The 26,839-nt window shown below is 44.0% G+C and carries 29 protein-coding genes; 11 read left to right on the forward strand and 18 right to left on the reverse strand.

The window, feature by feature from the left end:
• Positions 1-92: 92 nt before the first annotated feature.
• From NAF19_RS11040 to NAF19_RS11055, 4 genes are all read right to left on the reverse strand, one after another.
• On the reverse strand, positions 93-806 hold the full coding sequence (locus tag NAF19_RS11040; protein ID WP_252790103.1) for a peptidylprolyl isomerase: 714 nt from the start codon (positions 804-806) through the stop codon (positions 93-95).
• 43 nt (positions 807-849) lie between these two features.
• Positions 850-1,200, reverse strand: a complete 351-nt coding sequence (locus NAF19_RS11045) for a hypothetical protein (protein ID WP_252790104.1) — start codon at positions 1,198-1,200, stop codon at positions 850-852.
• Between the two features lie 49 nt (positions 1,201-1,249).
• Positions 1,250-2,077, reverse strand: a complete 828-nt coding sequence (locus NAF19_RS11050) for an N-acetylmuramoyl-L-alanine amidase (RefSeq protein WP_252790105.1) — start codon at positions 2,075-2,077, stop codon at positions 1,250-1,252.
• A 96-nt stretch (positions 2,078-2,173) separates the two neighbouring features.
• Positions 2,174-3,154 carry a deoxyhypusine synthase family protein gene (locus tag NAF19_RS11055; RefSeq protein ID WP_252790106.1) on the reverse strand — a complete coding sequence of 327 codons (981 nt, stop codon included), beginning with the start codon at positions 3,152-3,154 and terminating at the stop codon, positions 2,174-2,176.
• A gap of 276 nt (positions 3,155-3,430) precedes the next feature.
• Between NAF19_RS11055 and NAF19_RS11060 the strand changes: the two genes are divergently transcribed.
• Entirely contained in the window at positions 3,431-4,567 is a 1,137-nt protein-coding gene (locus tag NAF19_RS11060) for a BamA/TamA family outer membrane protein (RefSeq protein WP_252790107.1), read from the forward strand.
• 38 nt (positions 4,568-4,605) lie between these two features.
• On the opposite strand, the gene NAF19_RS11065 is transcribed toward NAF19_RS11060, so the two are convergent.
• The gene (locus NAF19_RS11065) at positions 4,606-5,391 is read right to left on the reverse strand and encodes an O-methyltransferase (protein ID WP_252790108.1); all 786 of its coding nucleotides are present in this window, start codon (positions 5,389-5,391) and stop codon (positions 4,606-4,608) included.
• 43 nt (positions 5,392-5,434) lie between these two features.
• Between NAF19_RS11065 and NAF19_RS11070 the strand changes: the two genes are divergently transcribed.
• Positions 5,435-6,313, forward strand: coding sequence for a transglutaminase-like domain-containing protein (locus NAF19_RS11070; protein ID WP_252790109.1), 879 nt, complete (start codon positions 5,435-5,437; stop codon positions 6,311-6,313).
• 71 nt (positions 6,314-6,384) lie between these two features.
• On the opposite strand, the gene NAF19_RS11075 is transcribed toward NAF19_RS11070, so the two are convergent.
• The 6 genes from NAF19_RS11075 to NAF19_RS11100 all read right to left on the reverse strand — a co-directional run bounded on the left by NAF19_RS11075 (position 6,385) and on the right by NAF19_RS11100 (position 11,251).
• Complete coding sequence (locus tag NAF19_RS11075; protein WP_252790110.1) at positions 6,385-7,266, reverse strand: alpha/beta hydrolase; 882 nt, start codon at positions 7,264-7,266, stop codon at positions 6,385-6,387.
• Positions 7,267-7,350: 84 nt separating this feature from the next.
• Positions 7,351-8,217: a 3-keto-disaccharide hydrolase gene (locus NAF19_RS11080; RefSeq protein WP_252790111.1), complete on the reverse strand. Its 867-nt coding sequence runs from the start codon at positions 8,215-8,217 to the stop codon at positions 7,351-7,353.
• 220 nt (positions 8,218-8,437) lie between these two features.
• On the reverse strand, positions 8,438-9,199 hold the full coding sequence (locus NAF19_RS11085) for a slipin family protein (protein ID WP_252790112.1): 762 nt from the start codon (positions 9,197-9,199) through the stop codon (positions 8,438-8,440).
• Positions 9,200-9,366: 167 nt separating this feature from the next.
• Positions 9,367-9,864, reverse strand: coding sequence for a hypothetical protein (locus NAF19_RS11090; RefSeq protein WP_252790113.1), 498 nt, complete (start codon positions 9,862-9,864; stop codon positions 9,367-9,369).
• 56 nt (positions 9,865-9,920) lie between these two features.
• On the reverse strand, positions 9,921-10,460 hold the full coding sequence (hpt, locus tag NAF19_RS11095) for a hypoxanthine phosphoribosyltransferase (RefSeq protein ID WP_252790114.1): 540 nt from the start codon (positions 10,458-10,460) through the stop codon (positions 9,921-9,923).
• Between the two features lie 65 nt (positions 10,461-10,525).
• Positions 10,526-11,251, reverse strand: coding sequence for a hypothetical protein (locus NAF19_RS11100; protein WP_252790115.1), 726 nt, complete (start codon positions 11,249-11,251; stop codon positions 10,526-10,528).
• Positions 11,252-11,486: 235 nt separating this feature from the next.
• On the opposite strand from NAF19_RS11100, the gene NAF19_RS11105 reads away from it, so the two are divergent.
• Both NAF19_RS11105 and def read left to right on the forward strand, forming a co-directional pair.
• Positions 11,487-12,719 (forward strand): M16 family metallopeptidase, encoded by a 1,233-nt coding sequence (locus tag NAF19_RS11105; RefSeq protein ID WP_252790116.1) that lies wholly within the window; start codon positions 11,487-11,489, stop codon positions 12,717-12,719.
• Positions 12,720-12,737: 18 nt separating this feature from the next.
• Positions 12,738-13,310 (forward strand): peptide deformylase, encoded by a 573-nt coding sequence (def, locus tag NAF19_RS11110; RefSeq protein ID WP_252790117.1) that lies wholly within the window; start codon positions 12,738-12,740, stop codon positions 13,308-13,310.
• An 80-nt stretch (positions 13,311-13,390) separates the two neighbouring features.
• On the opposite strand, the gene NAF19_RS11115 is transcribed toward def, so the two are convergent.
• Positions 13,391-13,597, reverse strand: a complete 207-nt coding sequence (locus tag NAF19_RS11115) for a hypothetical protein (RefSeq protein WP_252790118.1) — start codon at positions 13,595-13,597, stop codon at positions 13,391-13,393.
• A gap of 2 nt (positions 13,598-13,599) precedes the next feature.
• On the reverse strand, positions 13,600-14,655 hold the full coding sequence (locus tag NAF19_RS11120) for a DUF4932 domain-containing protein (RefSeq protein ID WP_252790119.1): 1,056 nt from the start codon (positions 14,653-14,655) through the stop codon (positions 13,600-13,602).
• A 362-nt stretch (positions 14,656-15,017) separates the two neighbouring features.
• On the opposite strand from NAF19_RS11120, the gene NAF19_RS11125 reads away from it, so the two are divergent.
• The 3 genes from NAF19_RS11125 to NAF19_RS11135 all read left to right on the forward strand — a co-directional run bounded on the left by NAF19_RS11125 (position 15,018) and on the right by NAF19_RS11135 (position 17,787).
• Positions 15,018-15,944 (forward strand): cobalamin-binding protein, encoded by a 927-nt coding sequence (locus NAF19_RS11125; protein ID WP_252790120.1) that lies wholly within the window; start codon positions 15,018-15,020, stop codon positions 15,942-15,944.
• Between the two features lie 144 nt (positions 15,945-16,088).
• Positions 16,089-17,303, forward strand: coding sequence for a sensor histidine kinase (locus NAF19_RS11130; RefSeq protein ID WP_252790121.1), 1,215 nt, complete (start codon positions 16,089-16,091; stop codon positions 17,301-17,303).
• Entirely contained in the window at positions 17,281-17,787 is a 507-nt protein-coding gene (locus NAF19_RS11135; protein WP_252790122.1) for a DinB family protein, read from the forward strand. The genes NAF19_RS11130 and NAF19_RS11135 overlap by 23 nt, the downstream gene beginning before the upstream one ends.
• Positions 17,788-17,853: 66 nt before the next feature.
• Here the strand turns inward: NAF19_RS11135 and NAF19_RS11140 are convergent, their stop codons facing one another.
• A complete protein-coding gene (locus NAF19_RS11140; protein ID WP_252790123.1) occupies positions 17,854-18,246 on the reverse strand; it encodes a DUF6249 domain-containing protein in 393 nt (130 codons plus the stop codon).
• A 606-nt stretch (positions 18,247-18,852) separates the two neighbouring features.
• On the opposite strand from NAF19_RS11140, the gene NAF19_RS11145 reads away from it, so the two are divergent.
• The 3 genes from NAF19_RS11145 (at position 18,853) to NAF19_RS11155 (ending at position 21,239) form a co-directional block, all read left to right on the forward strand.
• On the forward strand, positions 18,853-19,434 hold the full coding sequence (locus tag NAF19_RS11145) for an RNA polymerase sigma factor (protein ID WP_252790124.1): 582 nt from the start codon (positions 18,853-18,855) through the stop codon (positions 19,432-19,434).
• The gene (locus tag NAF19_RS11150; protein ID WP_252790125.1) at positions 19,431-19,937 is read left to right on the forward strand and encodes a hypothetical protein; all 507 of its coding nucleotides are present in this window, start codon (positions 19,431-19,433) and stop codon (positions 19,935-19,937) included. Before NAF19_RS11145 ends, NAF19_RS11150 begins: the two co-directional genes overlap by 4 nt.
• A 450-nt stretch (positions 19,938-20,387) precedes the next feature.
• Positions 20,388-21,239 carry a DUF2911 domain-containing protein gene (locus NAF19_RS11155; RefSeq protein ID WP_252790126.1) on the forward strand — a complete coding sequence of 284 codons (852 nt, stop codon included), beginning with the start codon at positions 20,388-20,390 and terminating at the stop codon, positions 21,237-21,239.
• 113 nt (positions 21,240-21,352) lie between these two features.
• Here NAF19_RS11155 and NAF19_RS11160 read toward each other — a convergent pair whose 3' ends face one another.
• The 4 genes from NAF19_RS11160 to NAF19_RS11175 form a co-directional block, all read right to left on the reverse strand.
• Entirely contained in the window at positions 21,353-21,715 is a 363-nt protein-coding gene (locus NAF19_RS11160) for a TM2 domain-containing protein (protein WP_252790127.1), read from the reverse strand.
• Positions 21,716-21,922: 207 nt separating this feature from the next.
• Entirely contained in the window at positions 21,923-22,402 is a 480-nt protein-coding gene (locus tag NAF19_RS11165) for a hypothetical protein (protein ID WP_252790128.1), read from the reverse strand.
• Between the two features lie 144 nt (positions 22,403-22,546).
• Positions 22,547-22,861, reverse strand: coding sequence for a DUF2752 domain-containing protein (locus NAF19_RS11170; RefSeq protein WP_252790129.1), 315 nt, complete (start codon positions 22,859-22,861; stop codon positions 22,547-22,549).
• Positions 22,854-23,261 (reverse strand): DUF4199 domain-containing protein, encoded by a 408-nt coding sequence (locus tag NAF19_RS11175; protein WP_252790130.1) that lies wholly within the window; start codon positions 23,259-23,261, stop codon positions 22,854-22,856. The genes NAF19_RS11170 and NAF19_RS11175 overlap by 8 nt, the downstream gene beginning before the upstream one ends.
• A 206-nt stretch (positions 23,262-23,467) precedes the next feature.
• Between NAF19_RS11175 and mfd the strand changes: the two genes are divergently transcribed.
• Positions 23,468-26,821 (forward strand): transcription-repair coupling factor, encoded by a 3,354-nt coding sequence (gene mfd, locus NAF19_RS11180; protein WP_252790193.1) that lies wholly within the window; start codon positions 23,468-23,470, stop codon positions 26,819-26,821.
• Positions 26,822-26,839: the final 18 nt, after the last annotated feature.

Below are 26,839 nucleotides of genomic sequence, written 5' to 3' on the forward strand. Positions count from 1 at the left end.
AGCTCCTGAAGGGGAGCAGAAGCCTTTTTTATAATTATATGTTACAATTTCAATTCAAAACGTATTCCTCGAGCCTATCAAAAGCTCCCCCTTTAGGGGGCTGGGGGGCCGCCAAGCAGCTTATCCAGCTGCTCGCATTCTTTTTTACTTAACAATTCCATTGTCATACGGACATCTTTATCCGGGCGGTCGCGTTGGTCTTTTTTAACGGCTGCAATACGGTCGACCATATCAATGCCGGTTACTACTTCGCCATACACGGTGTAATTATGATCGAGCTGTGGTGTGCCGCCAACGGTTTTGTAAATTTCACGTTGCCAGGTCGGTATTTTAAATCCTTTTAAACGGGTCGTTTCAAGCGTGTCCATTTTGCCATCGGTATAACGTTTGCCTTCTACAATATAAAACTGGCAACCGCTCGACGCCTTAGCCGGGTTGTCATCCCGCGCAGCAGCCAGCACACCTCTCTTATGGAAAAGACTGTCCCTAAACTCAGCCGGAACGGTATAACCAACATCGCCATTGCCTAACTCAACACCGGGCTTTGCTTTGGTGGTATCTTTCGAATCCGGGTCGCCGCCCTGTATCATAAAGTTTTGTATCACGCGGTGGAATAAAGTGCCGTTATAAAAACCCTGCTTTACCAGTTTTATAAAATTATCCCGGTGCTTTGGCGTCTCGTTATACAGGCGGATGATGCAATCGCCATAACTTGTGTGGATACGTACATACTGGTTTTTAGGGCCTTTAGCAAAAGCGGTGGTAATGGCCAATAAGATAAGGGCTGTAGTAAAAAGTTTTTTCATATTTATCTATAAAATTATTGCAGCTTCTTTCGGACTTTCGGACTCATTCAATAAACCCAAGTTCCTGGAAATAATCAATTATCAACGATTTCAACACCATCTCCTGCTCAAGTAATGTGTAATTCGGGATTACACCCACCCGTTTCCAGTGTGGCCAACCGTCCTGGTCGAGGCCTTCCAGTTCATAAAAGCCCATCATGCTGAACAGTTTACAATTGGCAATATGCATCAGTTCTTCCTTTTGGCGCTTGCTGAATTTGCGCGGGCCCTGACCCAACTCCTGCACACCAATCAGGAACAACATTACCTTTATATCGGGTTTTTCGTTATCAAATTCTTCCGCAACTTTCTGTTGCAACGCACTCCACTTTAAATTAATTTCCGCTGGTTTCACAGCAACAAATATATGCTATTGGATGGTAGTAGAATATAGGTGACCGCCCTTATAAGCTATATTTTTGATATACATTGTACAATACATTCAAATCGAGCTGCGTTAGTTGTGGGCTGATGTCGGTTTGTATAAAATGGCGTTTAAAAGCAACTATTGCAGCATTAATGTCTGATGTATCATAGCCTATCAGTTTGAGCGCAATGGTATAATCAAAATTATCCGGTGGTAGTTCTAACAGGTCGTCGCTCCAAAAACCAAAACCATGCTGCGCTAGCGTTTTCCACGGGAAAAGCGGTCCAGGGTCGGGTTTGCGTTTGGGGGCAAAGTCCTGGTGTCCGATAAAATTTGCCTGCGGGATATTATAAGATTTTTTTAGCTGGGCCAGCAATATCAGCAAGCTGTTTACCTGTGCGTTAGTAAACGGTTCGTGGCTGTTGTTATCAATCTCGATACCTATCGAGCAACTGTTCATATCGGTAACACTGCCCCATTTGCCCAGACCGGCATGGTTGGCGCGCAGGTAATCGTTCACCATATGGAACACCTTGCCGTTTTTGGCGATAACATAGTGTGCGCTGGTTTGCGTTTCGGTAACGGTAAACGTCTTGAGCGTTTGCTGTACCGAATCCTGCGCGGTAAAATGGATAATTACATAATTAGGCTTGCGGATACCGAAGTTCACTGTGCCTACAAATTCCGAAGGTATAAGTGCACCGGCGCTATCGGCAAGTGTGGCGGGTAATTCCTGTTTTATGGTTTCTGCAAAGCCGGTCGTTTTGTCTTTATAAACTTTATTGGTAAGGGCGTAAGGGCCTTTGGGGGAGCAGCCGCTTATAATCAGTAGAAAAAAAAGAGTATAAAAATAAATTAGCTTCATATGATAATGAAGCTAATTTAAGTATTTATTGTTTTAAATTATAATGTACTGTTCCGCGGAACACATGGAACGGGTGGAACAGTTGGAACACTTATTCTATTGACCCAATATCCACGCAAATATTAACGGAGCAACTATAGTCGCATCGCTCTCTACGATAAACTTAGGCGTATGGATATCCAGCTTGCCCCAGGTAATTTTTTCGTTTGGCACAGCACCCGAGTATGAACCGTACGAGGTAGTTGAATCAGATATCTGGCAGAAATAGCTCCAGAACGGGATCTCAGGCATTTCCATATCCTGGTAAAGCATCGGTACCACACATATCGGGAAATCGCCGGCAATACCGCCGCCAATCTGGAAGAAACCTACCCCCTTACCTGCTGAGTTTTTCACGTACCAGTCGGCTAACCAGGCCATATATTCAATACCACTTTTCATGGTGGTTGGCTTTATTTCGCCTTTAATAACGTACGATGCGAAGATGTTGCCCATGGTGCTGTCTTCCCAGCCGGGTACAACTATCGGCAGGTTCTTTTCGGCAGCGGCCAGCATCCAGGAGTTTTTGGGATCAATTTCGTAATACTGCTCCAGTTCGCCACTATTCAGAATCTTATACATAAACTCATGCGGAAAAAAGCGGTCACCATTGGTGTCGGCGTCTTTCCATATTTTATGGATATGTTTTTGCAGGCGGCGGAAAGCTTCTTCTTCGGGTATACAAGTATCTGTTACACGGTTGTAATGATTTTCCAGCAAATCCCACTCATCCTGCGGACTAAGGTCGCGGTAGTTAGGCACCCTTTTGTAGTGCGAGTGTGCCACCAGGTTCATAATATCCTCTTCAAGGTTGGCGCCTGTGCACGATATAATGTCGATTTTACCTTCCCTTATCATTTCTGCAAGCGATATGCCAAGTTCGGCAGTGCTCATGGCGCCGGCAAGGGTAACCATCATTTTACCGCCTTCAAGCAAATGTGTTTCGTATCCTTTGGCGGCATCAACTAGTGCTGCAGCGTTAAAATGCAGGTAATTTCTTTCAATAAACTGCGATATAGGGCCTCTTGTAGTGCTCATATTTCCGGGTAAATAATTTTGGTGCAAAAGTAGGTATTTTAATGATTTATTCTTTTGCGCTTTTGTTTTTTAACCACGGAGTTCGCGGAGGAGGCGCGAAGAGCGCAGAGAAAATAATCGCAGATGTTAGTAGATAGAACAGATGACACTGATGCTGCGATTAGAGATTGTTTCTTAAGTTTTTTCTTCCCTGTTTCACTGTAGTTAAATTGCGCCGCCAAAGTTTTTAACTTTTATTCCATTCGAAAAATGCCCTATCTTCGCAGCGCCTGCTACATGAAAAAACTTTTAACCTTCTGTATATTCCTGCTTAGCTTCCAGAGCGTTTTCGCACAGTTAAACTTTTTGCCAAAATTTATCAGGCAGATGTATTTTAGAAAAGATACCAGCCGCAAGCCAGGTTTTGTACTACTGCCTGCTCTCAGTTCCGCCCCCGAAACAGGCGTTGAATTTGGCGGCGCCGCCTTATTTTCTTTTTATACTGATACGCTCGACCGCAGCACCCGCGTCTCCAGCTTGTTTGGTTACTCAACCCTTACCACAAAGGGGCAGGTTAAACTTAGCCTTAATGCCAACTATTGGACGCCCCAGAATAAATTTCACTACACAGGTATAATCAGCTTTTACAATTATCCGTTTAATTTTTACGGAGTAGGCAATAACACAAGGGCAGTCGACGAAAAACATACCGGCGAAAAGCGGTACAAGGTGGGCTTCGCCGGCGAGAAACGCTTGGGCGATAACTTTTACGTGGGCGTTGTAGCTGGCGTAATAAAATACTTTTACCCCTACAGTTACGATTATTCCAGTATTCTGTATTCCCCTTCGGTACAAGACAGGCACGGCGGCGCCAGCGCCTATATCGGCCCGAGCTTTACCTTCGATACCCGGAATAACAATACCTATACTACAAAGGGTATGATTATTAGCAGTTATTACAATATAATGCATGGCACCTACGGAAATAACGGCTACAGGGGCGGCTTTTTTAATATCGAATATTCGCAATTCTTCCTGTTAGCCAAACAACTGGTGCTGGGGCTCGATATACAGGAGCAAAGCCTCACTGGCGGCCGGTCGCCGTTTTACCTGCTGCCGCAAATGGGCAGCGACGAAATGATGCGCGGCTACTACCAGGGCCGCTACCGCGACCGTAACTATATTGCCGGCCAAACCGAACTGCGTTACCGAATTGATAAACGTTTTGGCGTTGTGGCCTTTGCCGGTACCGGAGAAGTGTTTCATTCTGATTTCAGCTTCCCGCAATTAAAGCCCAACTATGGGGGCGGTGTACGTTACTTTTTTGACATCGAAAAGGGCTTGGCTATCCGCATGGATTACGGCGTCGGCCAAAAACCGGCGGGCGAGAAACGGGAAAGCGGGTTGTATGTAGCGCTTGGGCAGAGCTTCTGAGAAAGTCAATAGTCGATGGACCATAGACCATGATCTTTTTAAAACTTAATTAAGAAATCCTCCTTCGCTTGTCCCGGTTTAAAAAACACGAGCCCTATCCAAAATAAATCGATAGTTACTGTAACCTGCGGATGTGCTTTTATCTGCGCCCAGGCTTCTTTCATGCCCTGGCTCCAGTAAATGTCGTCAAAAATAAGCATGGTATTTTCGTGTACTTTGGGCAGGCACCATTCAAAATATTTAAGAGTGGCATCTTTTTGATGATTGCCGTCCACAAATACAAAATCAAGCTGGGGCAGATTATCAATGATGTCAGACAAGGTATCGTCAAAATTGCCGACGGTAGGTTCAACCGCATCAATACCGCCATTTTTAAATGTTTCTTTCGCTATGCGGGCAGTTTCGGGGCAGCCCTCCAGGGTGTAAACTTTTGCATCCGGTGCGGCATTTTGCAGGTACAGGGTGGTTGTGCCAAGGCAGGTTCCTAATTCAATTATATTGCGGGGCTGCAAATCGGCCACCAAACGGTGCAGCAACTGGGCCAGTTTAGGTGGTTTTAGGGCATTGCGGGCAATGTCGCCTATCTTTTTCTGGCGATTATTATTTACATGCGAACCTGCGCCAAGGTCGGTTACGGTTATAATACGCGTGTCATTTATTAACCCGTTCCGGATGTTCTCAACCTCGGTGTATACTTTTTTGGCGCGAAAATCGTAAATTACATTATCTATAAGCCGGTAGACAAATGGCGAGTGTACACCGTGCCTGTTTTTGGCTTTCAGCCTGTGCAGCACATAATCTGTAGCGAACCTAAAATTAAACATGGCTGTAAAAATATAGAAACGTTTAGTATTTTAGCGTGATAGCATGATAAATCCAACAGAAGTAAATTCACTGATACGTTTATTGGACGACCCGGATAGCGAGATATTTGAACACGTTCATGATAAGTTACTATCCTACGGCCCCGAAGTTATTGAATACCTTGAAGGCGCGTGGGAGCAGGCATTCGGCCCCTTGCAGCAGGAACGCCTCGCCAACCTGGTGCACGAAATACAATTCAGCATAGTAAAAAACGACCTGCAGCTATGGCACCAAAGCGGTGCGTTTGATTTATTGCAGGGCATACTGATAATAAACCGTTACCAATACCCCGATCTCGACGAGCAAAAGGTCATTAACCAGATAGAGGCGATCAAACGCGACATCTGGATACAGATGATGAACGAGGCCAGCCCTGCCGAACAGGTAAAACTGATAAACCACGTTTTTTATAATATCTACGGCTTTAGCGGCAACACCGCCAACCACCTCGACCCACAAAACAGTTATATAAGCCAGGTGCTGGAAACAAAAAAAGGCAACCAGATTTCGCTGGCTATAATTTATTCTATTATTGCCCAAAAGCTGGATATACCGGTTTATGGCGTTAACCTGCCGCAGCATTTTATTTTGGCCTATTTAGATGAAAGCCTGCAAAGCGAATTTGAAGGTGGTATTCTGTTTTACATCAACGCCTTTAACAAGGGCTTTATATTTGGCCGCCGCGATGTGGATATGTTTTTAAAACAACTAAATTTAAAGTTCGATAAGCAATTTTACGAACCGTGCTCGAATACTGACATCATCAAACGGGTGCTGCGCAACCTGGTGAGCGCATACGAACATTTGGGGGCGAAGGATAAGGTGGCTGAGTTGAATGAATTGCTAAGCATGATCGATAGCCCAAGCCCCCTAACCCCCTAAAGGGGAACTTTTGATTTGCAAAGCGATAATTTTTTGTTCCCCTTTAGGGTTTTTGGGGCTTGCCTCCCCCTTTAGGGGGCTGGGGGGCTAACGAATTTATTCTCCACCATCCACTCCTTTGCCCAATCCATCCACTTGCCTTTATTTTTCGAATTATTCATCCCAAAACCATGGCCACCTTCTTCAAAAAGGTGCATTTCGGCCTTAACTTTTGCTGCCAGCAGGGCTTCGTAAAACATCAGGCTGTTTTGAACGGGCACAACGTCGTCATCTTCGGCATGTACCAAAAATGTTGGCGGGGTGTTGGCAGTTACTTGTTTTTCGTTGCTGTATAAATTTATCAAATCGGCGCCAGGTGTTTTGCCCACCAGGTTTTCGCGCGAGCCAACGTGGGCCTGCGGACCAAAACTGATTACCGGATATATCAGCATCATAAAATCAGGCCGGGCGCTTATATTGTCTTTGTCATCCACCAGCACCTTGTCGAAATGGGTGCCCTCAGTTGATGCCAGGTGTCCACCCGCCGAGAACCCAATGATGCCAATCTTATCAGGCTTGATGCCCCATTTGGAAGCATTGCGGCGCACCAAAATAACGCCCTGCTGTGCATCCTGCAGCGGACCGATTGTTTTATCAACCATAATACTATCGCTGGGCAGGCGGTATTTTACCACAAAAGCGGTTACGCCAAAGCTGGCGAAGGCCCTGGCAATATCGCGCCCTTCGTGCCAGGAGGCAAGCCCTGCATAAGCACCCCCCGGGTACACTACCACTGCTGTGCCGTTGGCAGTTCCGGCTGCAGGCAGATAAGGAGTAATAGTGGGAACGCTTACCTTGGTTATCCAATCCCTATTGGCGTTCTCAATGTAAGTTTTAGGGGTTGGCTTTGCGTTGGGTATTCCGTTTGGGTACAGCGGCATAGGTTGTTCCTGGGCGCGGGCGGCACATGCCATGACCATTAGCATAAGGGAGCACAAAATTGTTTTCATAATCGGGTTATTTCAGCTTAGTTGATATGTTTACGTTGGGCACAACGTTTAGTTAAAATACTTTTGATATTCGGCGGGTATCCCGTCAATCTTCTTTATCATGATGTCTTTATAATATACTTCTGCTGCTTCGCTTTGAATTTGTATTTTGCCTTTTACAAGGGGTTTGGCTTCACCGTTAACCATGTAGCGGCTGTTTTGCAAGGCCATTACCACCTGGCCATTTACTATGCGGATGCTTTTGTCGCCATAGGTTATCAGTTCAAGCGTGTTCCAGCCGTTTTTGTTTTCGGCATCAACGCCGGCATGGCAGAAACCGCCATTGCCTGTGCCGCCACCAAATGCCGTTAACGGGCCTTTGTTATCAAAAAAATAATCCTTGCCGTCTTTACGGGCCTTAACATCCGCCCTTGAACTGGCTTGCGACCAAAAATCGCCCATGCCTTTTTCGGTTACCTGGAACTCCTGGCTCAGCATCCAGGTGCGCCAGTATTCAACGCCACAAGGCCCTTGCGAATGATATAAAACGCCGGAATCCTTATCCTCAGTTAAACGCGGCGCCCACTTTTTATCGCCCCATTTTACTTTTAGCTTCAGGTGATAATTATCAAATTCCTGTTTGGTAAAAAGGCAGCCATATATGTCGCCATAAATTTTTAATACCGGTTGGCCGTCTTCCATAATAACCGAAAAAACTTTGTCCTGGTTTTTGTTATAGCCAATTGGTTTTACATCGGTACCATCGGCGTTTTTCGGAGCTTCGCCTTTATAGCCGTTAGGGAAACGGAAACTCTGGTAGATTTCCCATTGGGATAGCTTTTTATCAAGCAATGGCGTCCATTCATCTTTTGGTTTAAAAGATGTGGAACATAAAAGCACGGCTAAAAAGCAAAACGACAGGAGCAGGTTTTTCATATTGCTAATGTCATGAAATAAATTGGTTTTTGCGAATGGTCGGCGCACCCTGCATTTGCATTTAGCGCAGGCCTGCGACCTGCGCTGACGAATACCGCCCCTTTGGGGCTGGGTGTTTTGTATTCGTTACCGATATCATTAAGAAAAAGAAAATTTCAAAGCTCCAACGGAGCGCAATTCACCAGCACAGGTCGCAGGCCTGTGGTATAATGAAGTTTTATTAATCCTTCTTCAAATTAACCATCTCCGTAAAACTTTTAGCCGCATTGGTAAAATCAGATGGCACCAATACTATCGTCGTGGTATTGTTATCGATACCAATTTCAGATAGCATTTGCATACGGCGCAGTTCAAGCGCTATCGGGCTGCCTTCCATTTGTTTGGCGCCCTGGGTTAGTTTGATGGATGCTTCCAACTCGGCTTCGGCCTTGATAATACGGGCGCGTTTCTCGCGGATGGCTTCGGCCTCTCGGGCCATGGCGCGCTGCATCGATTCGGGGATTTCCACATCCTTCATCTCCACCATTTCAATTTTAATGCCCCAGTTTTCGGTGGCGGCATCAACAATTTTTTGCAGGGTGCGGTTAATTTCCTCTCGTTCGCGCAAAACTTCGTCCAAATGGTGCTGACCAATAATGTTACGCAAGGCAGTTACCGAAAACTGGTAAACCGCGCGCTGGTAGCTAGCCACTTTAATAATAGCGTCTTCGGGATTGGTTACCTTAAACCATAATACAGCGTTAACCTTTATGGTAACACTGTCCTTGGTGATAGTTTCCTGCTGCTCAAGATCGACCGTGTTGGTGCGGATATCGACAGTTACCTGCCGGTCGACAAACGGGATGATAAGATAAATGCCCGGACCCTTGGTTTTATGATAGCGGCCCAAACGAAAAACAACGGCGCGCTGGTACTCCTGCGCAATGCGGACGCCCATTATTATTAAAATAAGGACGATAAAAGCTGGAATTAATAAATACATGATTTTGGTTTTGTTTAAATCGCCTGCCTTGTTAAATCCGGGAGAATATTGACATCGGGGAAAGTATCACCGGTACGCGATTGTTGAGTAAATGTATATACATTCCGTGTGATAGTGAAATGTTTTGAAGGAATATTTTAAGTGGAATTTCCTTCGACATAAACACATCAATAAATCACAACACTAAAATTTGTATTTGCGTTTTGGGTTACAACTATCGAAGGGGCATCAACAATATCCGATGCATTGATAACACCATCGCCATTGGTATCTCTAAACCTCACCCCGCCAATTACACTCGGGGGCGATTGCGCCGGACTGTAATCTATCTCAGTTTGAGAACCGAAAATACCGACAGGAATATAACCGTTGTAGTAATTGGCGGCGCTACCGTTTTTTACTATAATAAAGTATTTTGCCTGGTACGCTACAGTAAAGGTTGTTTTGCCTGACGCATCGGTAACCTGCGAATATTTGGGTGAGCCGCTTGTTGCTGCTGCCGCAGTTTCATAAAGGTTAACGGTGGCTCCATTTGATTCGGCACCTGACGGACCTTTGGTTACCGCAACTGAAATTGTTGTGCTGTTGGTTGTGCTGTTGGTTTTTTTACAGGAAAATGCCAATGCAGCAATTGCCAAAAGCATAAACAGGGGTAATATCTTCATTTATTGTAAATAGAGGGGTAAAAGCTCAATCACTATAATAACGTGAAAAAACCTTTCTATTTCACTCGTTTATAAATATCTCTCAAATTCCGGCCCATTTCTTTGTAGTCGAGGCCATAGCCAACCACAAATTCATTCTCAATTTCAAAACCTACGTACTTCAATTCGTCAATTGGTTTTAGCAAGGCCGACGGTTTTAGTAGCAGCGAACAAAGTTTTATTGAAGCAGGCTGTTTTGCGCGCAATTTATCCAGTAAATAGCTGGCCGTGTTACCAGTGTCGACAATATCTTCAATAACTACTACGTCGCGGCCTTTAATATCAACGCTAAAGTCGATATCGTCGCGTATTTTCAGCGTGCTTTTTGTGCCGCCGTAGTACGATGCCAGCTTGGTGAACGTTATTTCGCAAGGGATATCAATTTGCTTAATAATGTCGGCAATGAACAAAAAGCTGCCATTTAAAACCCCTACGAACACGGGGATGGTGTGTTGGTAGTCGGCATTTAGCTGCTTTCCAATTGTTTTTATACGCTCTTCTATAGCGGCCGATTTTATGAGGGGCTCAAATTTAATGTCGGCTATTTGTAGTTCCATTGGGCCAAGATAAATAATTGTGCTGATACTGAACTTAAAAATATTATTTCAACCCTAATCGCAGTCTACTTAATATAATAATCAAATTTTATTGTTTGTCCGCCGGCTGCCTCAGCGCTTGCAGGTAACTCGTTAGCTAAATATTGATAGGTATAGGCATTAGGCATCGAGCTTGTTTTAATTACGTTATTAGCACTGCCCAATGTCGCATCGTTTACCATAAACAACGCGAACAGGTTATTAACCCCCACATCGGCAAGCGGCGACTTTTTATCATCATACTGGATATCAACCGAACTGGTTATTCCAGCGCTGTGGCCGGTAATGTTGGTTACGTTTCCCTTACTGTTGCGTTGGTAGTCAATCACATAATCATTCTCGCCAAGGTAGCGTATAACCTGGTTGCTGCTAAGCACAAAAGCATATTTTAAATAGGGCGTAACGCCGTCGGCGGCGTATTGCTGCACTACAACCGAGTCGGCATTGTATCTGAATTTCTCGATAAATGTTAAAGTACCATTGTTTACAATTGATACAGTGGCCAGCGTGTTGTTAGCGTTATATGTGTAATTGCATGTTTCAATCGAGTTGGTAGAATGACTTGATCCGATGCGGTTTTGGTCGTCATAGGTAAAATTATCGCTCCAGGTAACACCGGCCAAAGTGTAGGTTGCCGATTTTAACAGGTAAATGCCGTTAACATTCTTATTGCCATCAATTATTACGCTGTCTTTTTTACAACCGGCACACAGTAACACTGCAAGCAGCATAGGTAGTAACAAAGTCTTCATGGTTTTGGGATTGGCAGTATAAATTTACGACTATTTTTCAATAAACAAATGATTGTGAATGATTTGCGAAATCACTTTAAAAAGCAAAACACGGATTTTCCCATAGCGACGGGTTTAAAGCCTATCGCTATAATGGAATTTCCAACCAGGCTTTCACAGCGTTTTCTCTTCATCTTTGGGGCTTTCGGACTTTACTGACTTTCCCACTAAAACCCTATCTTTGCGCCTCAAACAAATGACGGATTACGAGCTCCACACGTTACCCAACGGCATCAGGATACTTTACAAGCATGCAGCGTCGACCATAACGCATTGCTGTTTTATTGTTAATGCCGGTTCGCGCGATGAAACTGAAAACCAAACGGGCCTCGCGCATTTTATAGAGCACCTGTTATTTAAGGAAACCGAACGCCGCAACACCAACCAGATATTAAACAGGCTTGAACTGGTCGGTGCCGATTTAAACGCCTACACCACCAAAGAATATACCTGCATCCACGCCTCGTTGCTGAATCAGCACCTGGAACGCACTATCGACCTTTTTGAAGATATTCTTTTCCACTCCACCTTCCCCGAAGACGAGCAGGAAAAGGAACGCGGCGTTATTCTTGACGAAATTTCATCATACCTCGACCAACCTGAAGAAGCCATACAGGATGATTTTGAGGAGCTTTTGTTTAAAGGCCACCCACTCGGCAATAATATATTAGGCACACCCGAAACCGTTGCCCGGTTAAACAGCGCAGATATCAACGAGTTTATAGCTGCCAACTACAACACTTCGGAAATGGTTTTTGCGGTGTTTGGCGATTATGATTTAAAAAAGGTTATGCGGTTGTCCGAAAAATACTTTGGCGCCATACCGGCCAGTTCGGCAAAAAAGAATCGCATAGCCCCTGCGTTAATAGCCCCGTCAAAAACAATCATCACTAAGCCGATATCACAAACGCATTGTATTATTGGCAGCAGGGCCTACCCGGCATCGCATCAGCATAAAAATGGCTTATTGCTGTTGAATAATTTACTGGGCGGCATGGGCATGAGCAGCCGCCTGAACCTGGAGATAAGGGAGAAACATGGCATTGCCTATACTGTTGAATCGAACTATACAACGTTAAGCGACACCGGCATTTTCTCCATTTACTTTGGCACCGATAGCGAAAAGGCCGAAAAGGCCACGAAACTCATCCACAAAGAATTAAAAAAGCTGCGCGATAATAAGCTCGGCACCTTGCAGTTGCACCAGGCTAAGGAAAAGTTTATCGGCCAGATAGCCCTCGCCGAAGAAAACCGCATGAGCCTGATTATCTCCATGGCTAAAAGCCTGCTCGATTTTAATTGCATCGATACATTGCAGCAGCTATTTGATAAAATTAATGCCGTTACTGCCGAAGATTTGTTAGCTATAAGTAATGAAATCTTTGATAGCAACAAGATGATTACCTTACTATTTGAGCCTAAGGAATAATCCCGTATTTTTGCACTCATGAAGTTTCCAATAATAGCATACGGCGACCCTGTTTTACGACGCAAAGCAACAGCAATTGAACCTGACGAATATCCTCATATAAAAGAACTGGTTGAAAACATGTTCGAGACCATGTACGGTGCCCACGGCGTCGGACTGGCAGCACCGCAGGTTGGCCTGAGCATGCGCTTATTTGTTATTGACGCTTCAACTTTTGGCGATGACGACCCATCATTAAAAGATTTTAAGAAAGCTTTTATCAATGCCAACATTTTAGACGAAACTGGTGACGAGTGGGCCTTTAACGAAGGCTGCCTGAGCATACCCGAAATAAGGGAAGATGTTTACCGCAAACCCGTTGTAACGCTATCCTACTACGACGAAGACTGGAAACACCACGAAGAAACGTTTAAAGGTATGGCCGCCCGCGTTATTCAGCACGAGTATGACCATATTGAAGGCAAATTGTTTACCGATAAGCTTAGCCCCCTGCGCAAGCGTATGATTGAAAAAAAGCTGAACGATATTTCGAAAGGCATTGTGGATGTTGATTATAAAATGAAATTTCCGGCAGCGAAAAAGGGAAGGTAGTTTGGCCCCCAGCCCCTGAAGGGGAGCAGCTTCATCAGTCTTAAGCCTGAGCTATGGTTCCTTCCCTTTGTAGAAACGCCTTATTTCACGCTAAACACTAATTCATTTTCCCAAATTGCTTTTCTGTCGAGATGTGCTTTGAAATTGGCTATGGTAAATTGTTCATCAGGTGATATGATCTTTGAAAACACCCGCTTGCCGTTTAAATAAATGTTTACCTTTTGTTTATAATCAACCGCCTTTAATTTCGTCGGTAAAAGCAGCAGCAAAAAAATAGCTTTTCTCATGTTCAGGCTTTTTTAGGGTATTTGGCTTGCAGGTATTTTATTATCTCCGGGAAAAAATCAGCGAAGTTTTTGTATTTGGCCGAGTTGATATAATTATCATAAATAAACGGTGCCAGTTCATCTACATAAATAAAATCGCTTGCTGTTTGGCGCGCAACCTGTCGCTTATATGCCCGTTCGGTGCGGTATTTTTTGTAAAGTGCGGCGGTTATGGATCGCACCATATTTTCATCGAAACAATAGGGCCAGTTGCTGATCTGGTTACGCTTCATACCCTCATCGTCCTTGTTATACAGGTATGATAATTCATCAATTTCCTTCTGGTATTTTTTGAGCAGGGTGCTGATATAAACATGACTCCCTTCGTGCCAAACAAGGTTTTCAAAATCCCTGAATTCAAAAACAGGGTCGGCATCTTTCGCCCCGCCTTCTTTAAAATACCCGGTATTATAAACCAGCCAGTCTGAAAATTGCGGATTAAGTGTTTTGGTCATAATGGCGTGCGAGCCCCAGCTGTTCAGTGGATCGATACAGATATCCCAGTTGATGGCAGCATCGTACCGGTAAAAATCCTGCAGCTTCTTTATCAGCTTACCCGAGTCGACATTGGCTTTTAAATCGTCTCCCCATTTTGTATACCGCGCCTGGTGCTTTTGAAAAAAGTCCCAAAAGCGGGTATCGTTAAAAAAGTCTTTACACAGCTTTATGTATTCCAGCACATTTTCTTTGCCGTACATTTTGTACCAGCTTAATTCAGCAGGTTCATAAATTTTTATGTTGGGAAAGTCGCTCATGCACCAGCCAAGCTCAACCAGGTCGGTATAGGTTTTATCAAACGATATCACCTTTTTAACAGCCGGGTGGTCTTTATATTTTCCAAAGTAATCCATCACTTCTTTGCTATAAGCAGATGCATTGGGCTGCGGGTATTTATCGCCCAAAATCTGGACGATGGTAAAAAGTTCGACGCCGGGATGTACGTTTACTTTCAATTCGCCCTGGCAAATGCCTGCAACAGGCAGCAATGCAATTAAAAAGAGGATGCTAAGTTTTTTCATTTCAATAAAAATCAAGTAACGCAAACATGCGATGCTGAACCGGCTATTGAAATTGTAATTGATGAAGGGGCTTTTTTTGCTGATGAACAGTTTGGGACGGAATAACGGCTCGGTGCAATTCCTTGTAGCACAGGCCTGCGACCTGCGCTGATGAATAGCGCTCCGTTGGAGCTTGAAGTAGGTCTTCAATTTTAAAGAGGTCGGAACGTACTTTGATTCGAAGTTAATCATGGTGATACACAATACACTCAGCCCCAAAGGGGCGTCACTCATCAGCGCAGGTCGCAGGCCTGTACTAAAACAGCGATTTAAACAATTACATCGCCCTTATATTTACAATCCTTACCTTAGCGCTTTCAAATATGAGCGCGTTAAAAATAGTTTCATTAATCCCTTCAGCAACCGAAATTGTTTGCCTATTGGGTCTCAAAGAAAACCTGGTTGGGCGGTCGCATGAATGCGATTTCCCGGCATCGGTCAAACAGTTGCCGGTATGTTCCGAGGCCAATTTTCCGGATAACTTAAGCAGTGCGGCCATTGATGTTAAGGTGAAAGAAATTTTGGCTGATGCCTTATCGGTTTATACGGTAAAGCGTGATGTGGTAAAAGAACTGGCGCCCGATGTGGTGATCACCCAGGCGCAATGCGAAGTTTGTGCTGTTTCATTAACAGAAGTTGAAGAAGCCCTGGCAAATTATTTGGATAGAGATGCCCGCATCGTCTCCCTGCAACCCAATAGTTTGGATGATATTTTTAATGATATAAAAACAGTTGCAAAAGCATTGAACGTGCCCGCCGAAGGCGAAAGAGTGGTTGAAGACCTACAGGAACGTGTTGACATCATCCGACATAAATTAAAATTCAGCGACAGCAGGCCAACGGTGGCTTGTATCGAGTGGCTGGAACCAATGATGCTTTCAGGCAATTGGATACCCGAGCTGGTAAGCATTGCTGGCGGCACTAATATTTTAACCGAGGCGGGTAAACATTCGCCTTATGTGCAATGGGACGACATCCGCCTGCAAAACCCGGAGATTATTTTGATAATGCCCTGCGGATTTTCCATTGAGCGCACCTTAAAAGAGGTAGATATTATATTACAGTTGCCCGGCTTTAACGAAATGAAGGCGGTAAAAAACAACCGGGTTTACATTGCCGACGGCAACCAATATTTTAACCGCCCGGGCCCGCGAATAGTGGATTCCATTGAAATTTTGGCAGAAATTATCAACCCAAAACAGTTTGCTTTTGGATATGAGGGGGATGGCTGGATAAGATTTGGCGTATAAAACCCGCAGATTGCCGATTTAGATAACATGCCCCTACGCACTCTCGCGTTAAATATGTAATTTGTGCCGATATAAGAATGTCGCCGTTTAAGCGTTTCGTCTTTCGGACTTTACTGACTTTTCCGACTTTCGGACTTCTTACAAATGAATCCATACCAACAAAAAAAACGCTGGAAATATTCGTTACTTACCTTTGCGGTGGTTATTGCCAGCGGGTCGTTGCTCTATACCAGTTATTTGGCGCGTAACATTGCCCGCTCCGAGCGTACACGCGCCGAAGTGTGGGCGCTAAGCATGAAACATTTGCTGATAGCCGATGATGATGATTTTTTGGGCTATGTAATTTCTGTTCGCGACAGTTTGAGCGTACCCGCTATTGTTACAAATAACAAAGGCGACGTACAGTTTACCCGCGGACTCGACCCAACCAAAACCCCTATTAAGCTGGAAGCTGAAAACAGTAAGACGAAAAAATACGACCCGGAGTATTTTAAGCAGGAGCTTGCTTACATGCAGGGGCAGCACTCCCCAATAAAGTATAAAGTTTATGGCGAGGAATGGCTTGTTTATTATAAAGACAGTCCTCTGCTTACGCAATTGAAATTTTTCCCTTACATACAGCTTTCGGTAATTGCCATTTTTTTATTGGTGGCCTATACTGCGTTTAGCTCCTCGCGCAAATCGGAGCAAAACCAGGTTTGGGTGGGATTGGCGAAGGAAACAGCACACCAGTTAGGGACGCCCATATCATCGTTAATGGCATGGATTGAGCTGATGAAGGAGAAGTTTAATGCCGAAGACGACCCCCTGATTGCCGAGATGGAAAACGATGTTAAGCGGTTGGAAATTGTTGCCGACCGTTTCTCAAAAATAGGTTCGACTCCTAAACTGGAAGAACACAAGGTTTACGAAGTAGTGAAGGATTTTGTGGACTATTTTAAAGTGCGCGTAAGCAAAAATATATCCTTCCAATTAACCGGCAACCCGCATTTACAGGCTGGCGTAAATATCCCCCTGTTTGACTGGGTGCTGGAGAACCTGCTTAAGAATGCTGTAAATGCCATAGAAGGCAAGGGCTCGATACATGTAGACATATCGGGCAACAAAATAAAAAAACAGGTATTTATCGACGTAACTGATACAGGCAAGGGTATACCGCGTTCAAAGTTCGACACGGTGTTTCAGCCGGGGTACACTACCCGCAAACGGGGCTGGGGGCTGGGCCTGTCGCTAACCAAGCGGATGATAGAAAACTATCATAACGGGCAAATATTTGTGAAGGATTCGGAGCTGGGTAAAGGCACAACTTTTAGGATCATATTAAAAAATGTACGACATGATAAGCAGACCAAACACTAACGAGTACTCAGAATTTGCCGCACGTTACGTAAACCTTGTAGGCAACGACCCGATACTCGATATCCTTGAAAGGCAAAAGAATGAGAGCTATGAACTCTTTTGCAGCCTTACCGACAATGCGATGTATGCCTACGCCGAAGGCAAGTGGACCATTAAACAAATTGTTGGCCACATGGCCGATACAGAAAGGATTTTTGCTTACCGGGCGCTGGTGTTTTCGCACGAGTCGGTTACCCTGCCGGGCTTTGACCAGGATGTTTACATGAAGCAGGCGACCTTTAACAGGCGCCCGCTTGAAGACCTCGCAGATGAGTTAAAGACAATACGCGAATGCAGTTTATTCCTGTTCCGCAATATGACCGATGCACAATCCAAACAAACCGGGATCGCCAGCGGCAGCCCCTTTTCGCCAAGGGCCTATGCGTATATGATTGCCGGGCACGAACAGCATCACTGGAATATTTTAAGGGAAAGATATTTATAGAAAGAATCAAGAGCCAGGAATCAAGATGGCGATTTACATTCCTGTCTTGATTCTTGGCTCTTTCCTTTACTCCTCCAACTTATCCTTACTATTTTTATCGGCTTCCTTTTTTTCCATCAAAAAAGAGGCGAATAAGCCTGCGCCGCCAAATATGGCTATCAATGCAAAGTAGATGGCTACATTGCCATCATTATCAAATTCGCCCCTCATGCTATTGAAAGCAGTGTGGTCTAAAAGGTACGCGAAAAACAAACCTGTTCCTGCGCCTATTAACAGCAAGCCCCATTTTAAAGTTTGAAAAGGTGCCGATTGTGGTTTGTACCTGCGCGGATCCATTCCGCGTTCAATCATTGCCATTCTTTCGCGTTTGGAAAGGTAAACTACGCCAAAAATCATTGCAAAAAGGGCGAGAGGTATTATTATGCCTGCCATTACTCCCAGTTGTGCTGTCTTATCCATGATATTCTATTTTTTTAAAAGTTAATAAATGTTTTTTCTTTTAAACACCCTGATGGTGTATTTGTATGCTATGACCACATGGTTTTGAAGGAGGTTACAGGTAGATTAAAAAAAAGTTGTAAAGGTTGTAGTTGTTGTAGAAGTTTTAAATGTAGGGGGTATTGCATACGCCCTAATACAACATACGTATTGGCGCGCGCAGGTGTAACCTAACGTGAGTTTTACAAAAGCATGCCCGCAAGCGTTCCATTTTTAACAGTGGAACACCCGGAACGCTGTGAAACACACTCATTATCAGAATATTATATTTTGTTTTAAATAGCCAACAATTGTATTTTGATATTCATTACTTAATTTTTTCCTTTTTTCTTAGGGTAAAGGATATGGTATAGCATGCCCCCGCGTGTTTGCCAATTTGCCTGGCATATTCACCAGGGCGTATGCAACACGCCCCTACATTATAAACGGTATAAAATCAAACAATAAAAGAACTTTTTTAACAATTACAACCCTTACAACTTCTACAACAACTACAACTAAATAATACCTAATTTTACAAAACAGTGTAACCTTAAACAAAAACACGTAGTCAGAGAGCTATAACAGATGCAAAGCAAGCTTTCAGATATCGAGTTAATTGACCAGGTGCTGGCGGGTAACCAGGCGGCGTATGCCGATTTGGTTAAACGGCACCAGCGCTTTGTGTTTACACTTGCCATGCGCTTTGCAAAAGGAAGAGAGGATGCCGAAGAGATTGCGCAGGATTGCTTTATAAAAGCATACCGTTCGCTCGGCTCGTTTCAGCGGCAGTCAAAATTCAGCACGTGGTTGTATAGTATTGTGTATACTACTGCAATGACTTTCTTGCGAAAAAGACGGGTGGATACTGATTCGATTGATGATGAAGACACTTATATACAGGTAGAAAACCAATCGTCGGCTTACGATGTTAACGATGCGGAGAACAAATCGAGGTCGTTTTATCTTAACCAGGCTATTGAACAGCTTTTACCGGATGATGCAACCATCATCACCATGTTTTACAAGGGCGAGCAATCGCTCGAAGAAATTGCACAGGCCATGGGGATGGAGGCGAATACGATAAAAGTAAAATTATTCAGGGCGCGCCAGCGTTTAAAAGAAAAGCTGGAGCGCAATTTAAAACATGAAGCTAAAGAACTGATATGAATAACATAGAAGAACAACTTTGGAACTACATTGACGGCACTTGCACAGCGGATGAGCAAAACACCATCAACAAGCTTATTGCAAGCGATGAGGCGGTGCGTCTTAAATACCAGGAGTTATTGGCACTTAATACGGAGTTTGCAACAATGGAACTTGACGAACCGTCAATGGCTTTCACTTATAACGTCATTGAGGCCATCCGTACCGAACAGGCACTGGTGCCGCTTAAAGCCGCTATTAATAAACGTATTATAATGGGTATAGCCTTGTTTTTTGTGATAACGCTAACGGGCTTCCTGGTATTTGCGTTTACAAAAATGAATTTTGCATCGATGGGCACAGCTGATATTTTACCAAAGGTGCCTGCAAACTTTAAAATGCCCGAGGTAAGCACGCATTTTTCGAAGCCACTGGTTGAAGGCTTTATGTTTTTTGACGTGGTTTTAGGCCTGTTTTTATTTGATGCATACCTGCGCCGTAAAAAACAGGCGCATACAAACTAATTGGTGTACAAAAAAAACAACAAAGTATTTACTGTTGTATACACCAATTCAGGGGTTTGCAATAAAAAATATCATGTAAATAGTTTTTGGTACAGTAATTGATAAATGATATGCGGACTGGCTCTCACCAGTTCAATTGTGATAAGGTTTAGGTTGAAAGTCCCCCGCAGCAAGTGTGGGGGGCTTTTATTTTTTACGAAAAAATATTTTTATAATACACTTTACCTTTGCAATATTTTTCAGTCTGATACTGTTATAATAATCAAACTACAATTAATAACTTAGCGGTAATAAGAGCCCGGAAGCGAGAGTCAGGAATCAACAAGAAAAAGAATACAGCCGCGCATATACAGCGCTGTGATACTTTTACAAAGATTTGTCGGCTTACCCCCATTTTCCTGGATCTTAGCTCTTTTGTTTTGACTCTTGTTTATAACTCAAAAACTAAATATGAAAAAGTGTTACCTATACGTACTGGCTATTTTTTTAGCAGGAATATGTTTCAAAAGCAACGCACAGCAGGCGCCGCGCATACCCGAAGCCAGCCCAACGCAAACTATTATCCAGGATTTTGGACTTGGCAAAGTTACCATAACCTACTCACGCCCAAGCGTTAAGGACCGTGTGATATTTGGGGGCATAAATCCTTACGGTGAAGTTTGGCGTACCGGGGCTAATGCTGCTACAACCATCAGCTTTACCGAAAATGTAATTTTTGAGGGGCACAGCGTACCCGCCGGAACGTATTCGTTGTTTACTATTCCCGACAAATCGGAATGGACCATTATCCTGAATAAAACAGCTAAACAATGGGGCGCTTATAGCTACAAAGAAAAAGACGACCTGCTGCGCGTTAAAGTTAAGTCCACATACCGCGCCGAAAAACGGGAGAGCTTTACCATACAATTTGCAGATGTAACCACGCATTCGGCCGATTTGCATTTGGTATGGGACCATACCTCGGTATACATCAAGTTAAATACTGATGATGACGCCAAAATTACAGCCAATATTGACAAATTGATGCAGGGCGACCGCAAGCCATATTACTTTAATGCGATACAATATTATTACGAAAACAATAAAGACATGAAAAAAGCCCTTGGCTGGGCGCTGGAGGCACAAAAGGTTGAACCGAAGGGTCCATGGTATAAATTATGGGAAGCCCGTATCCGTTTAAAAATGGGCGACAAAACGGCAGCTATCAAAGCAGCAGAGGAAGGGGTTGCACTGGCAAAGGCATCAAACGACGAAGAGTATGTACGCCTGAACCAGGCGGTGATCGATAAGGCTAAGAGTTAATCATTTCTGGAAGAAAATTCCATTTCTTGGAATTAAACAACTAAACGAAAAAAGGCTACAAAAAAATTTCACTTTTTGTAGCCTTTTTTTCGTCAATCGCACTAGGGGATTAATCAGCTGCTCATTTTGGCCATTTGATAACTCTCATAAGCCATTTTTCTGTTATAGTCAGCAGCTATGGTTTTATGGTTAATCAAATCAACCACGGTGCCTATAACGCAAAAACCGCCGGTAAAAAGAAATAACAAACCCATGAGTACTTCGCCTACAACAAAACGCTGTATGCCGGCAACTCCAAAAAAACCTATTATGGTAAATATTAAAATATCTTGTGGTGATTTTCTTTTACCTGAGTATACCATATAAAAATATTTTTTCTGGTTTTCAGTAAGTTCAGCGGTGCCTTGTTGTAAAAAACCCATTTCCTCTGGAGTTATCCCCGGAAACGCCATATAAGGATTTTGATACATGTCCATTTTCTTAATTTTTTTAGGTGATTATTCTTAATTGCGACATAAAACTAAGGTAGAATTAAAATTTGGCCTACGCAAAGTTGGCTAACAGAATAAAGTTATCGGTGAGGACGGGGAATATGGCGGTGAAATCTCTTGATGTTGAATTAGTGATTTAATGAATTAGTGATTGGCATCATGGTAATCTTTAAATCCTAAAAATCATGGTTCTTAATTATCAGTAGATGGATCGATTTCAGGCGGCAGCACGATATCCCTGGTAAAGTTAATTACCTCGGTAGTAAATTGCCCTTCAGTAATGTTTTTACTACCATGGCTGTTACGGCCCCTGAATTCGAAGGTTCCGCTAATGCGCTTGCCATCAAATGAGCTGATAACCAGTTTTCCTGAGTCACTTACAAATCCACCTGGCTGGTATGAGCCAATTGCGTTATCGCCTCTGCGTTGAAAATAAAAATTCTCGACTTTGGTATTGGTATAAATGTAAATCGATATTTCCGGGCTGGCACCTCCGCCGCCAGAAATCAATAATGAATTGTCGGCAAAGTAGGACGCATCCGGGTTAAAAGTTTTTAAAACGCCGTCCACTTTGTACGAAATAACACTTGCCGGTTTTACAGTTTCTTTTTTGCACGAACCCAGTATAACAACCAGGCTGCCTGCAAGCAGTAGTTTTTTTATAATGCGCATAGGGTAAAAGTTAAGGTTTACCCCGGTTAGACGATGGCTAAAGAGAAAGGTTTAAAATACGCCCTTATTTTTCTTCAACCGGCAAGAGCATCGAAACGGGTATTTTTTTCCAGCTGCAGGAGACGCAATATTTTCCACAATTATTCAAGCAAAACCGTCTTTCGCGGGCCTCATATTTTCTTCCATCCTCATCCTCGCCAAAGTATAGATCCTGAATAAGATCATACCCAACGCAGGTATCCCCAACCAGTGTGAATGAAAGGAGTTTTTAATATCGCCATGAAACAGAAACGAAATAGAATGCCCCAGGCCGCAGCCGGGGCACCAGGTTATACCCATCAGTTTTAACGGGCATAACGAAAAGTGTGATTGGTCGGTTGGATTGGCAATGGCTAAAGCTATAAGCGCCGCCACCCAAAACGCAAGTTCAAAGTATTTATGGAAAAATGTTTTAATCAACCTTATTGGGTTTGCTAGTGAAAAGTACCGACACGCCCAGCGAAAACAAAATGCCAACTAACAGGGCGCCAAATATCCTGCCCGAAAAATTCATCAGGCTGGCCTCTTTTGCAAATTCATCGATGAAAATTATAGCAGCGACAACGGTTACTATGCCGCCCACAATTAATATTTTAAAGCTTTGCATCAGGGCCTCTAAAAAACCCATCTTGCCACCACATTCATTGGTGCGGTAACTGCGCACGCCCAGGTATAAAATTATTAACGGAATAATTACAGATACATATTCAATCGGCTCAACGCCGCTTTGTTGCGGAGAATAGCCCAGTGCGTGCATAATAAACATCCAGGCTCCGCTTAAAACGCCTATCAACAGGCCAAAAATAATTGCATTCTTCATAGTATAGGTTGGTTTATAATTGACTAGAGGTTAGAGATCAGAGATTAATCAGAAGGCAGGAACTAATCTCTAACCTCCGATCTCTAATCTCTATTACACTAATTTACTACTTAAAAGTAATTATAGCGCAATATTGTTTGCAATAATTTTTCAAGTGCCAGCCGTCATTTATTCAAGCGCCTTTTTTGCGTATATTTGCGGCAGTTTTGAATATCCGTGATATATTAGATAGATATAAGGCTGATGACCGGGTAAAAACGTTGGCCGAAGCGCTCAATAGTTCAAAAAATCCAAGGGTACAGCTGCGAGGTTTAGTCGGATCAAGTGATGCGGCTATTGCGGTAGCATTGTATTTTTTGCAGCATCAGCACATGATTTTTGTGCTGCCCGAACGCGAAGAAGCCGGCTATTTCCAGGCCGATTTAGAAAATCTTACCGGTAAAGAAGTACTGCTTTTCCCTTCATCGTACCGCAAGCCTTTTGAATTTACCCAACCCGACAGCAGCAATGTTTTGGCCCGCGCCGAAGTGTTGAATGAACTGAACCACTCGTCGGAATTCGGGCAGCTGATAGTTACTTACCCCGAAGCCCTCGCCGAAAAGGTGATTGACCGCGCATCGCTCGAAAAAAACACGTTAGAAATTTCGGTAAACAACAAGCTTGGGATTGATTTTATCAACGAGTTTTTGGTGGAATATGATTTCGACCGGGTTGATTTTGTTTACGAGCCGGGGCAATTTTCTATCCGCGGCGGCATTGTGGATATATTTTCCTTTTCGCACGAGTTGCCTTACCGCGTCGAGTTTTTTGGCGATTTAATTGAGTCCATCCGTACCTTCGAGATTGAGAGCCAGCTATCTGTTGAGCAGGTGAAAAGCATTACGATAGTACCTAACGTACAATCGAAATTTTTAACGGAAAGCAATATATCCCTGCTGGAATATGTAGATGCCGGCACCCAGGTTTGGATAAAGGACGTGCAGTTTACGCTGGATATCATCCAGAGCGGCTTTAAAAAAGCCAACACACTGTGGAAGGCCCTATCTGCCGATGAAAAAAATCAAAACCAGGATTGGATTAACCCTAAATTTTCTTTTACCGACGAAAAGCTAATAGCCGACCAGCTGCATGATTTTCCGCTGGTTGAGTTTGGCAAACAGTTTTTTTACAACGATGCCAAAGCGGTAAACTTCGATATGCGTCCGCAGCCATCGTTCAATAAAGATTTTACGCTGCTGATACATAATTTCAAGAACAACGAAACGGATAAGATTGAAAACTTTATCCTTACCGATTCGGCCAGGCAGGTGGAGCGGCTTTATGCCATATTGGACGATCTGGATAAGACGGTGAAGTTTACACCGATCAGTATCTCCATCCGCGAGGGCTTTGTGGACAGGGAACAAAAATTAGCCTGGTATACCGACCACCAGATTTTTGACCGTTACTATAAATACAAACTCAAAAAGGGCTACCAGCGCTCGCAGGCTATCACCCTGAAAGAACTGCGCGAGCTAAAAGCCGGCGATTATGTTACCCACATCGACCATGGCATCGGCAAATACGCCGGGCTGGAGAAAGTGGAAGTAAACGGTAAAATGCAGGAGATGATCCGCCTGGTATATGCTGATAACGATTTGCTGTATGTAAACATCAACTCGCTAAACCGCATCAGCAAATACAGCGGCAAGGAAGGCGCTGTGCCGCGCATGAACAAGCTTGGTACCGATACCTGGGAAAGGCTGAAGAAAACAACAAAAAAAAAAGTTAAAGACATAGCCCGCGACCTGATTAAGCTTTACGCCATACGTAAAACTCAAGTGGGCAACGCATTCAGCCGCGACAGTTACCTACAAACCGAACTGGAAGCCTCATTTATTTACGAGGATACCCCCGACCAGGAAAAAGCCACTGCCGACCTTAAGAAGGACATGGAGTCGCCGCACCCCATGGACCGCCTTATTTGCGGCGATGTGGGGTTTGGCAAAACCGAAGTAGCTATCCGTGCAGCGTTCAAGGCGGTTGCCGATAGCAAACAAGTCGCCATTTTGGTGCCTACGACTATCCTGGCTGCACAACACTACAAAACATTTACCGACAGGTTAAAGGGTTTCCCCGCAAATATCGATTACGTTAACCGCTTTAAAAGCAGCAAGCAGATAAAGGAAACTTTAGAAAAGCTAAAAGAAGGCAAGGTCGACATCATCATCGGCACACACCGGCTGGTGAGCAAGGATGTGAAGTTTAAAGATTTGGGGCTGATGATCATCGACGAAGAGCAGAAATTCGGCGTGGGCACCAAAGAAAAGTTAAAACAAATGCGTGCCAACGTGGATACGCTTACGTTAACAGCAACACCTATCCCGCGTACGCTGCATTTCTCGTTGATGGGGGCTAGAGACTTATCCATCATATCAACCCCGCCGCCAAACAGGCAACCTGTTGTTACCGAACTGCATGTGTTTAACGATACGCTGATTAAAGAAGCCGTTGAGCACGAAATTGACCGCGGTGGACAGGTGTTTTTTATCCATAACCGTGTTGCCGACTTGCCACAACTTGGCGGCATGATACACAAACTGGTACCAAAGGCGCGTATAGGGATAGCCCACGGTCAGCTGGAAGGCGATGCGCTGGAAGATGTGATGCTGAAGTTTGTAAACGGCGAATATGATGTTCTGGTAGCAACTACCATCATCGAGGCCGGGCTGGATATTCCTAACGCTAATACAATCATCATCAATTATGCCCACATGTTTGGGCTAAGTGATTTGCACCAGATGCGTGGTCGCGTTGGGCGGAGCAATAAAAAGGCATACTGTTATTTACTGAGTCCACCGTTATCCACTTTGACCAGCGAGGCCCGGAAACGCTTGAGCGCTATTGAGGAGTTTAGCGATTTGGGCAGCGGCTTTAACGTGGCCATGCGCGATTTGGACATCCGCGGCAGTGGTAACCTGCTGGGTGCCGAGCAAAGTGGTTTTATCGCCGAAATCGGCTTCGAAATGTACCATAAAATATTGGACGAGGCCATACAGGAACTAAAAGAAGACGAATTTAAAGGTGTATTCCCCGATGATAAACCGCGGCCATTTATCGCCTTTACACAGATTGATACCGACCAGGAAATACTTATTCCTGATGAATATGTAACCAGCATAGCCGAACGCTATAACCTGTACACCGAACTATCCAAACTTGAGAACGAAACGGAACTGGTTGCCTTCCAGCAGCAATTGCACGACCGCTTTGGCCCTATCCCGCCACAGGTAAACGACCTGCTGAACACCATGCGCCTGCAATGGCTGGGTAAGTCTATCGGCTTTGAGAAAATATCCCTCAAAAAAAATGTGCTGCGCGGCTATTTCATCACCGACCAGCAATCGCCCTATTTTGAAACCGAGGCATTCCGCAATGTACTGCGCTTTGTGCAAGCCAACCCACGGCGCACTAACTTAAAAGAGGTTAAAAACACCCTGCGCCTGAGTATTGAGGGCGTGAATAGCATTGACCAGGCAGTGGTTTTGTTGAGTGATGTTGGGGAAGTTGTGGGGGTGTAGGAAGACTCTTCATTTAAA

The sequence above is a fragment of the Mucilaginibacter flavidus genome, assembly GCF_024055575.1.
Taxonomy (GTDB): Bacteria; Bacteroidota; Bacteroidia; order Sphingobacteriales; family Sphingobacteriaceae; genus Mucilaginibacter; species Mucilaginibacter flavidus.

What these genes read in the sequence shown, in the direction of transcription:
- NAF19_RS11085 (WP_252790112.1), bottom strand. Translation starts at nt 9,199, where the DNA reads ATGTATTTATTAATTCCAGCTTTTATCGTCCTTATTTTAATAATAATG.
- NAF19_RS11080 (WP_252790111.1), bottom strand. Translation starts at nt 8,217, where the DNA reads ATGAAAAACCTGCTCCTGTCGTTTTGCTTTTTAGCCGTGCTTTTATGT.
- NAF19_RS11055 (WP_252790106.1), bottom strand. Translation starts at nt 3,154, where the DNA reads ATGAGCACTACAAGAGGCCCTATATCGCAGTTTATTGAAAGAAATTAC.
- NAF19_RS11125 (WP_252790120.1), top strand. Translation starts at nt 15,018, where the DNA reads ATGAGCGCGTTAAAAATAGTTTCATTAATCCCTTCAGCAACCGAAATT.
- NAF19_RS11075 (WP_252790110.1), bottom strand. Translation starts at nt 7,266, where the DNA reads ATGGCATGTGCCGCCCGCGCCCAGGAACAACCTATGCCGCTGTACCCA.
- NAF19_RS11135 (WP_252790122.1), top strand. Translation starts at nt 17,281, where the DNA reads ATGATAAGCAGACCAAACACTAACGAGTACTCAGAATTTGCCGCACGT.
- NAF19_RS11090 (WP_252790113.1), bottom strand. Translation starts at nt 9,864, where the DNA reads ATGAAGATATTACCCCTGTTTATGCTTTTGGCAATTGCTGCATTGGCA.
- def (WP_252790117.1), top strand. Translation starts at nt 12,738, where the DNA reads ATGAAGTTTCCAATAATAGCATACGGCGACCCTGTTTTACGACGCAAA.
- NAF19_RS11105 (WP_252790116.1), top strand. Translation starts at nt 11,487, where the DNA reads ATGACGGATTACGAGCTCCACACGTTACCCAACGGCATCAGGATACTT.
- NAF19_RS11145 (WP_252790124.1), top strand. Translation starts at nt 18,853, where the DNA reads ATGCAAAGCAAGCTTTCAGATATCGAGTTAATTGACCAGGTGCTGGCG.
- NAF19_RS11060 (WP_252790107.1), top strand. Translation starts at nt 3,431, where the DNA reads ATGAAAAAACTTTTAACCTTCTGTATATTCCTGCTTAGCTTCCAGAGC.
- NAF19_RS11070 (WP_252790109.1), top strand. Translation starts at nt 5,435, where the DNA reads ATGATAAATCCAACAGAAGTAAATTCACTGATACGTTTATTGGACGAC.
- NAF19_RS11175 (WP_252790130.1), bottom strand. Translation starts at nt 23,261, where the DNA reads ATGAAGAATGCAATTATTTTTGGCCTGTTGATAGGCGTTTTAAGCGGA.
- NAF19_RS11155 (WP_252790126.1), top strand. Translation starts at nt 20,388, where the DNA reads ATGAAAAAGTGTTACCTATACGTACTGGCTATTTTTTTAGCAGGAATA.
- NAF19_RS11065 (WP_252790108.1), bottom strand. Translation starts at nt 5,391, where the DNA reads ATGTTTAATTTTAGGTTCGCTACAGATTATGTGCTGCACAGGCTGAAA.
- NAF19_RS11130 (WP_252790121.1), top strand. Translation starts at nt 16,089, where the DNA reads ATGAATCCATACCAACAAAAAAAACGCTGGAAATATTCGTTACTTACC.
- NAF19_RS11140 (WP_252790123.1), bottom strand. Translation starts at nt 18,246, where the DNA reads ATGGATAAGACAGCACAACTGGGAGTAATGGCAGGCATAATAATACCT.
- NAF19_RS11120 (WP_252790119.1), bottom strand. Translation starts at nt 14,655, where the DNA reads ATGAAAAAACTTAGCATCCTCTTTTTAATTGCATTGCTGCCTGTTGCA.
- NAF19_RS11160 (WP_252790127.1), bottom strand. Translation starts at nt 21,715, where the DNA reads ATGGACATGTATCAAAATCCTTATATGGCGTTTCCGGGGATAACTCCA.
- NAF19_RS11040 (WP_252790103.1), bottom strand. Translation starts at nt 806, where the DNA reads ATGAAAAAACTTTTTACTACAGCCCTTATCTTATTGGCCATTACCACC.
- NAF19_RS11150 (WP_252790125.1), top strand. Translation starts at nt 19,431, where the DNA reads ATGAATAACATAGAAGAACAACTTTGGAACTACATTGACGGCACTTGC.
- NAF19_RS11050 (WP_252790105.1), bottom strand. Translation starts at nt 2,077, where the DNA reads ATGAAGCTAATTTATTTTTATACTCTTTTTTTTCTACTGATTATAAGC.
- NAF19_RS11100 (WP_252790115.1), bottom strand. Translation starts at nt 11,251, where the DNA reads ATGAAGACTTTGTTACTACCTATGCTGCTTGCAGTGTTACTGTGTGCC.
- NAF19_RS11165 (WP_252790128.1), bottom strand. Translation starts at nt 22,402, where the DNA reads ATGCGCATTATAAAAAAACTACTGCTTGCAGGCAGCCTGGTTGTTATA.
- NAF19_RS11115 (WP_252790118.1), bottom strand. Translation starts at nt 13,597, where the DNA reads ATGAGAAAAGCTATTTTTTTGCTGCTGCTTTTACCGACGAAATTAAAG.
- hpt (WP_252790114.1), bottom strand. Translation starts at nt 10,460, where the DNA reads ATGGAACTACAAATAGCCGACATTAAATTTGAGCCCCTCATAAAATCG.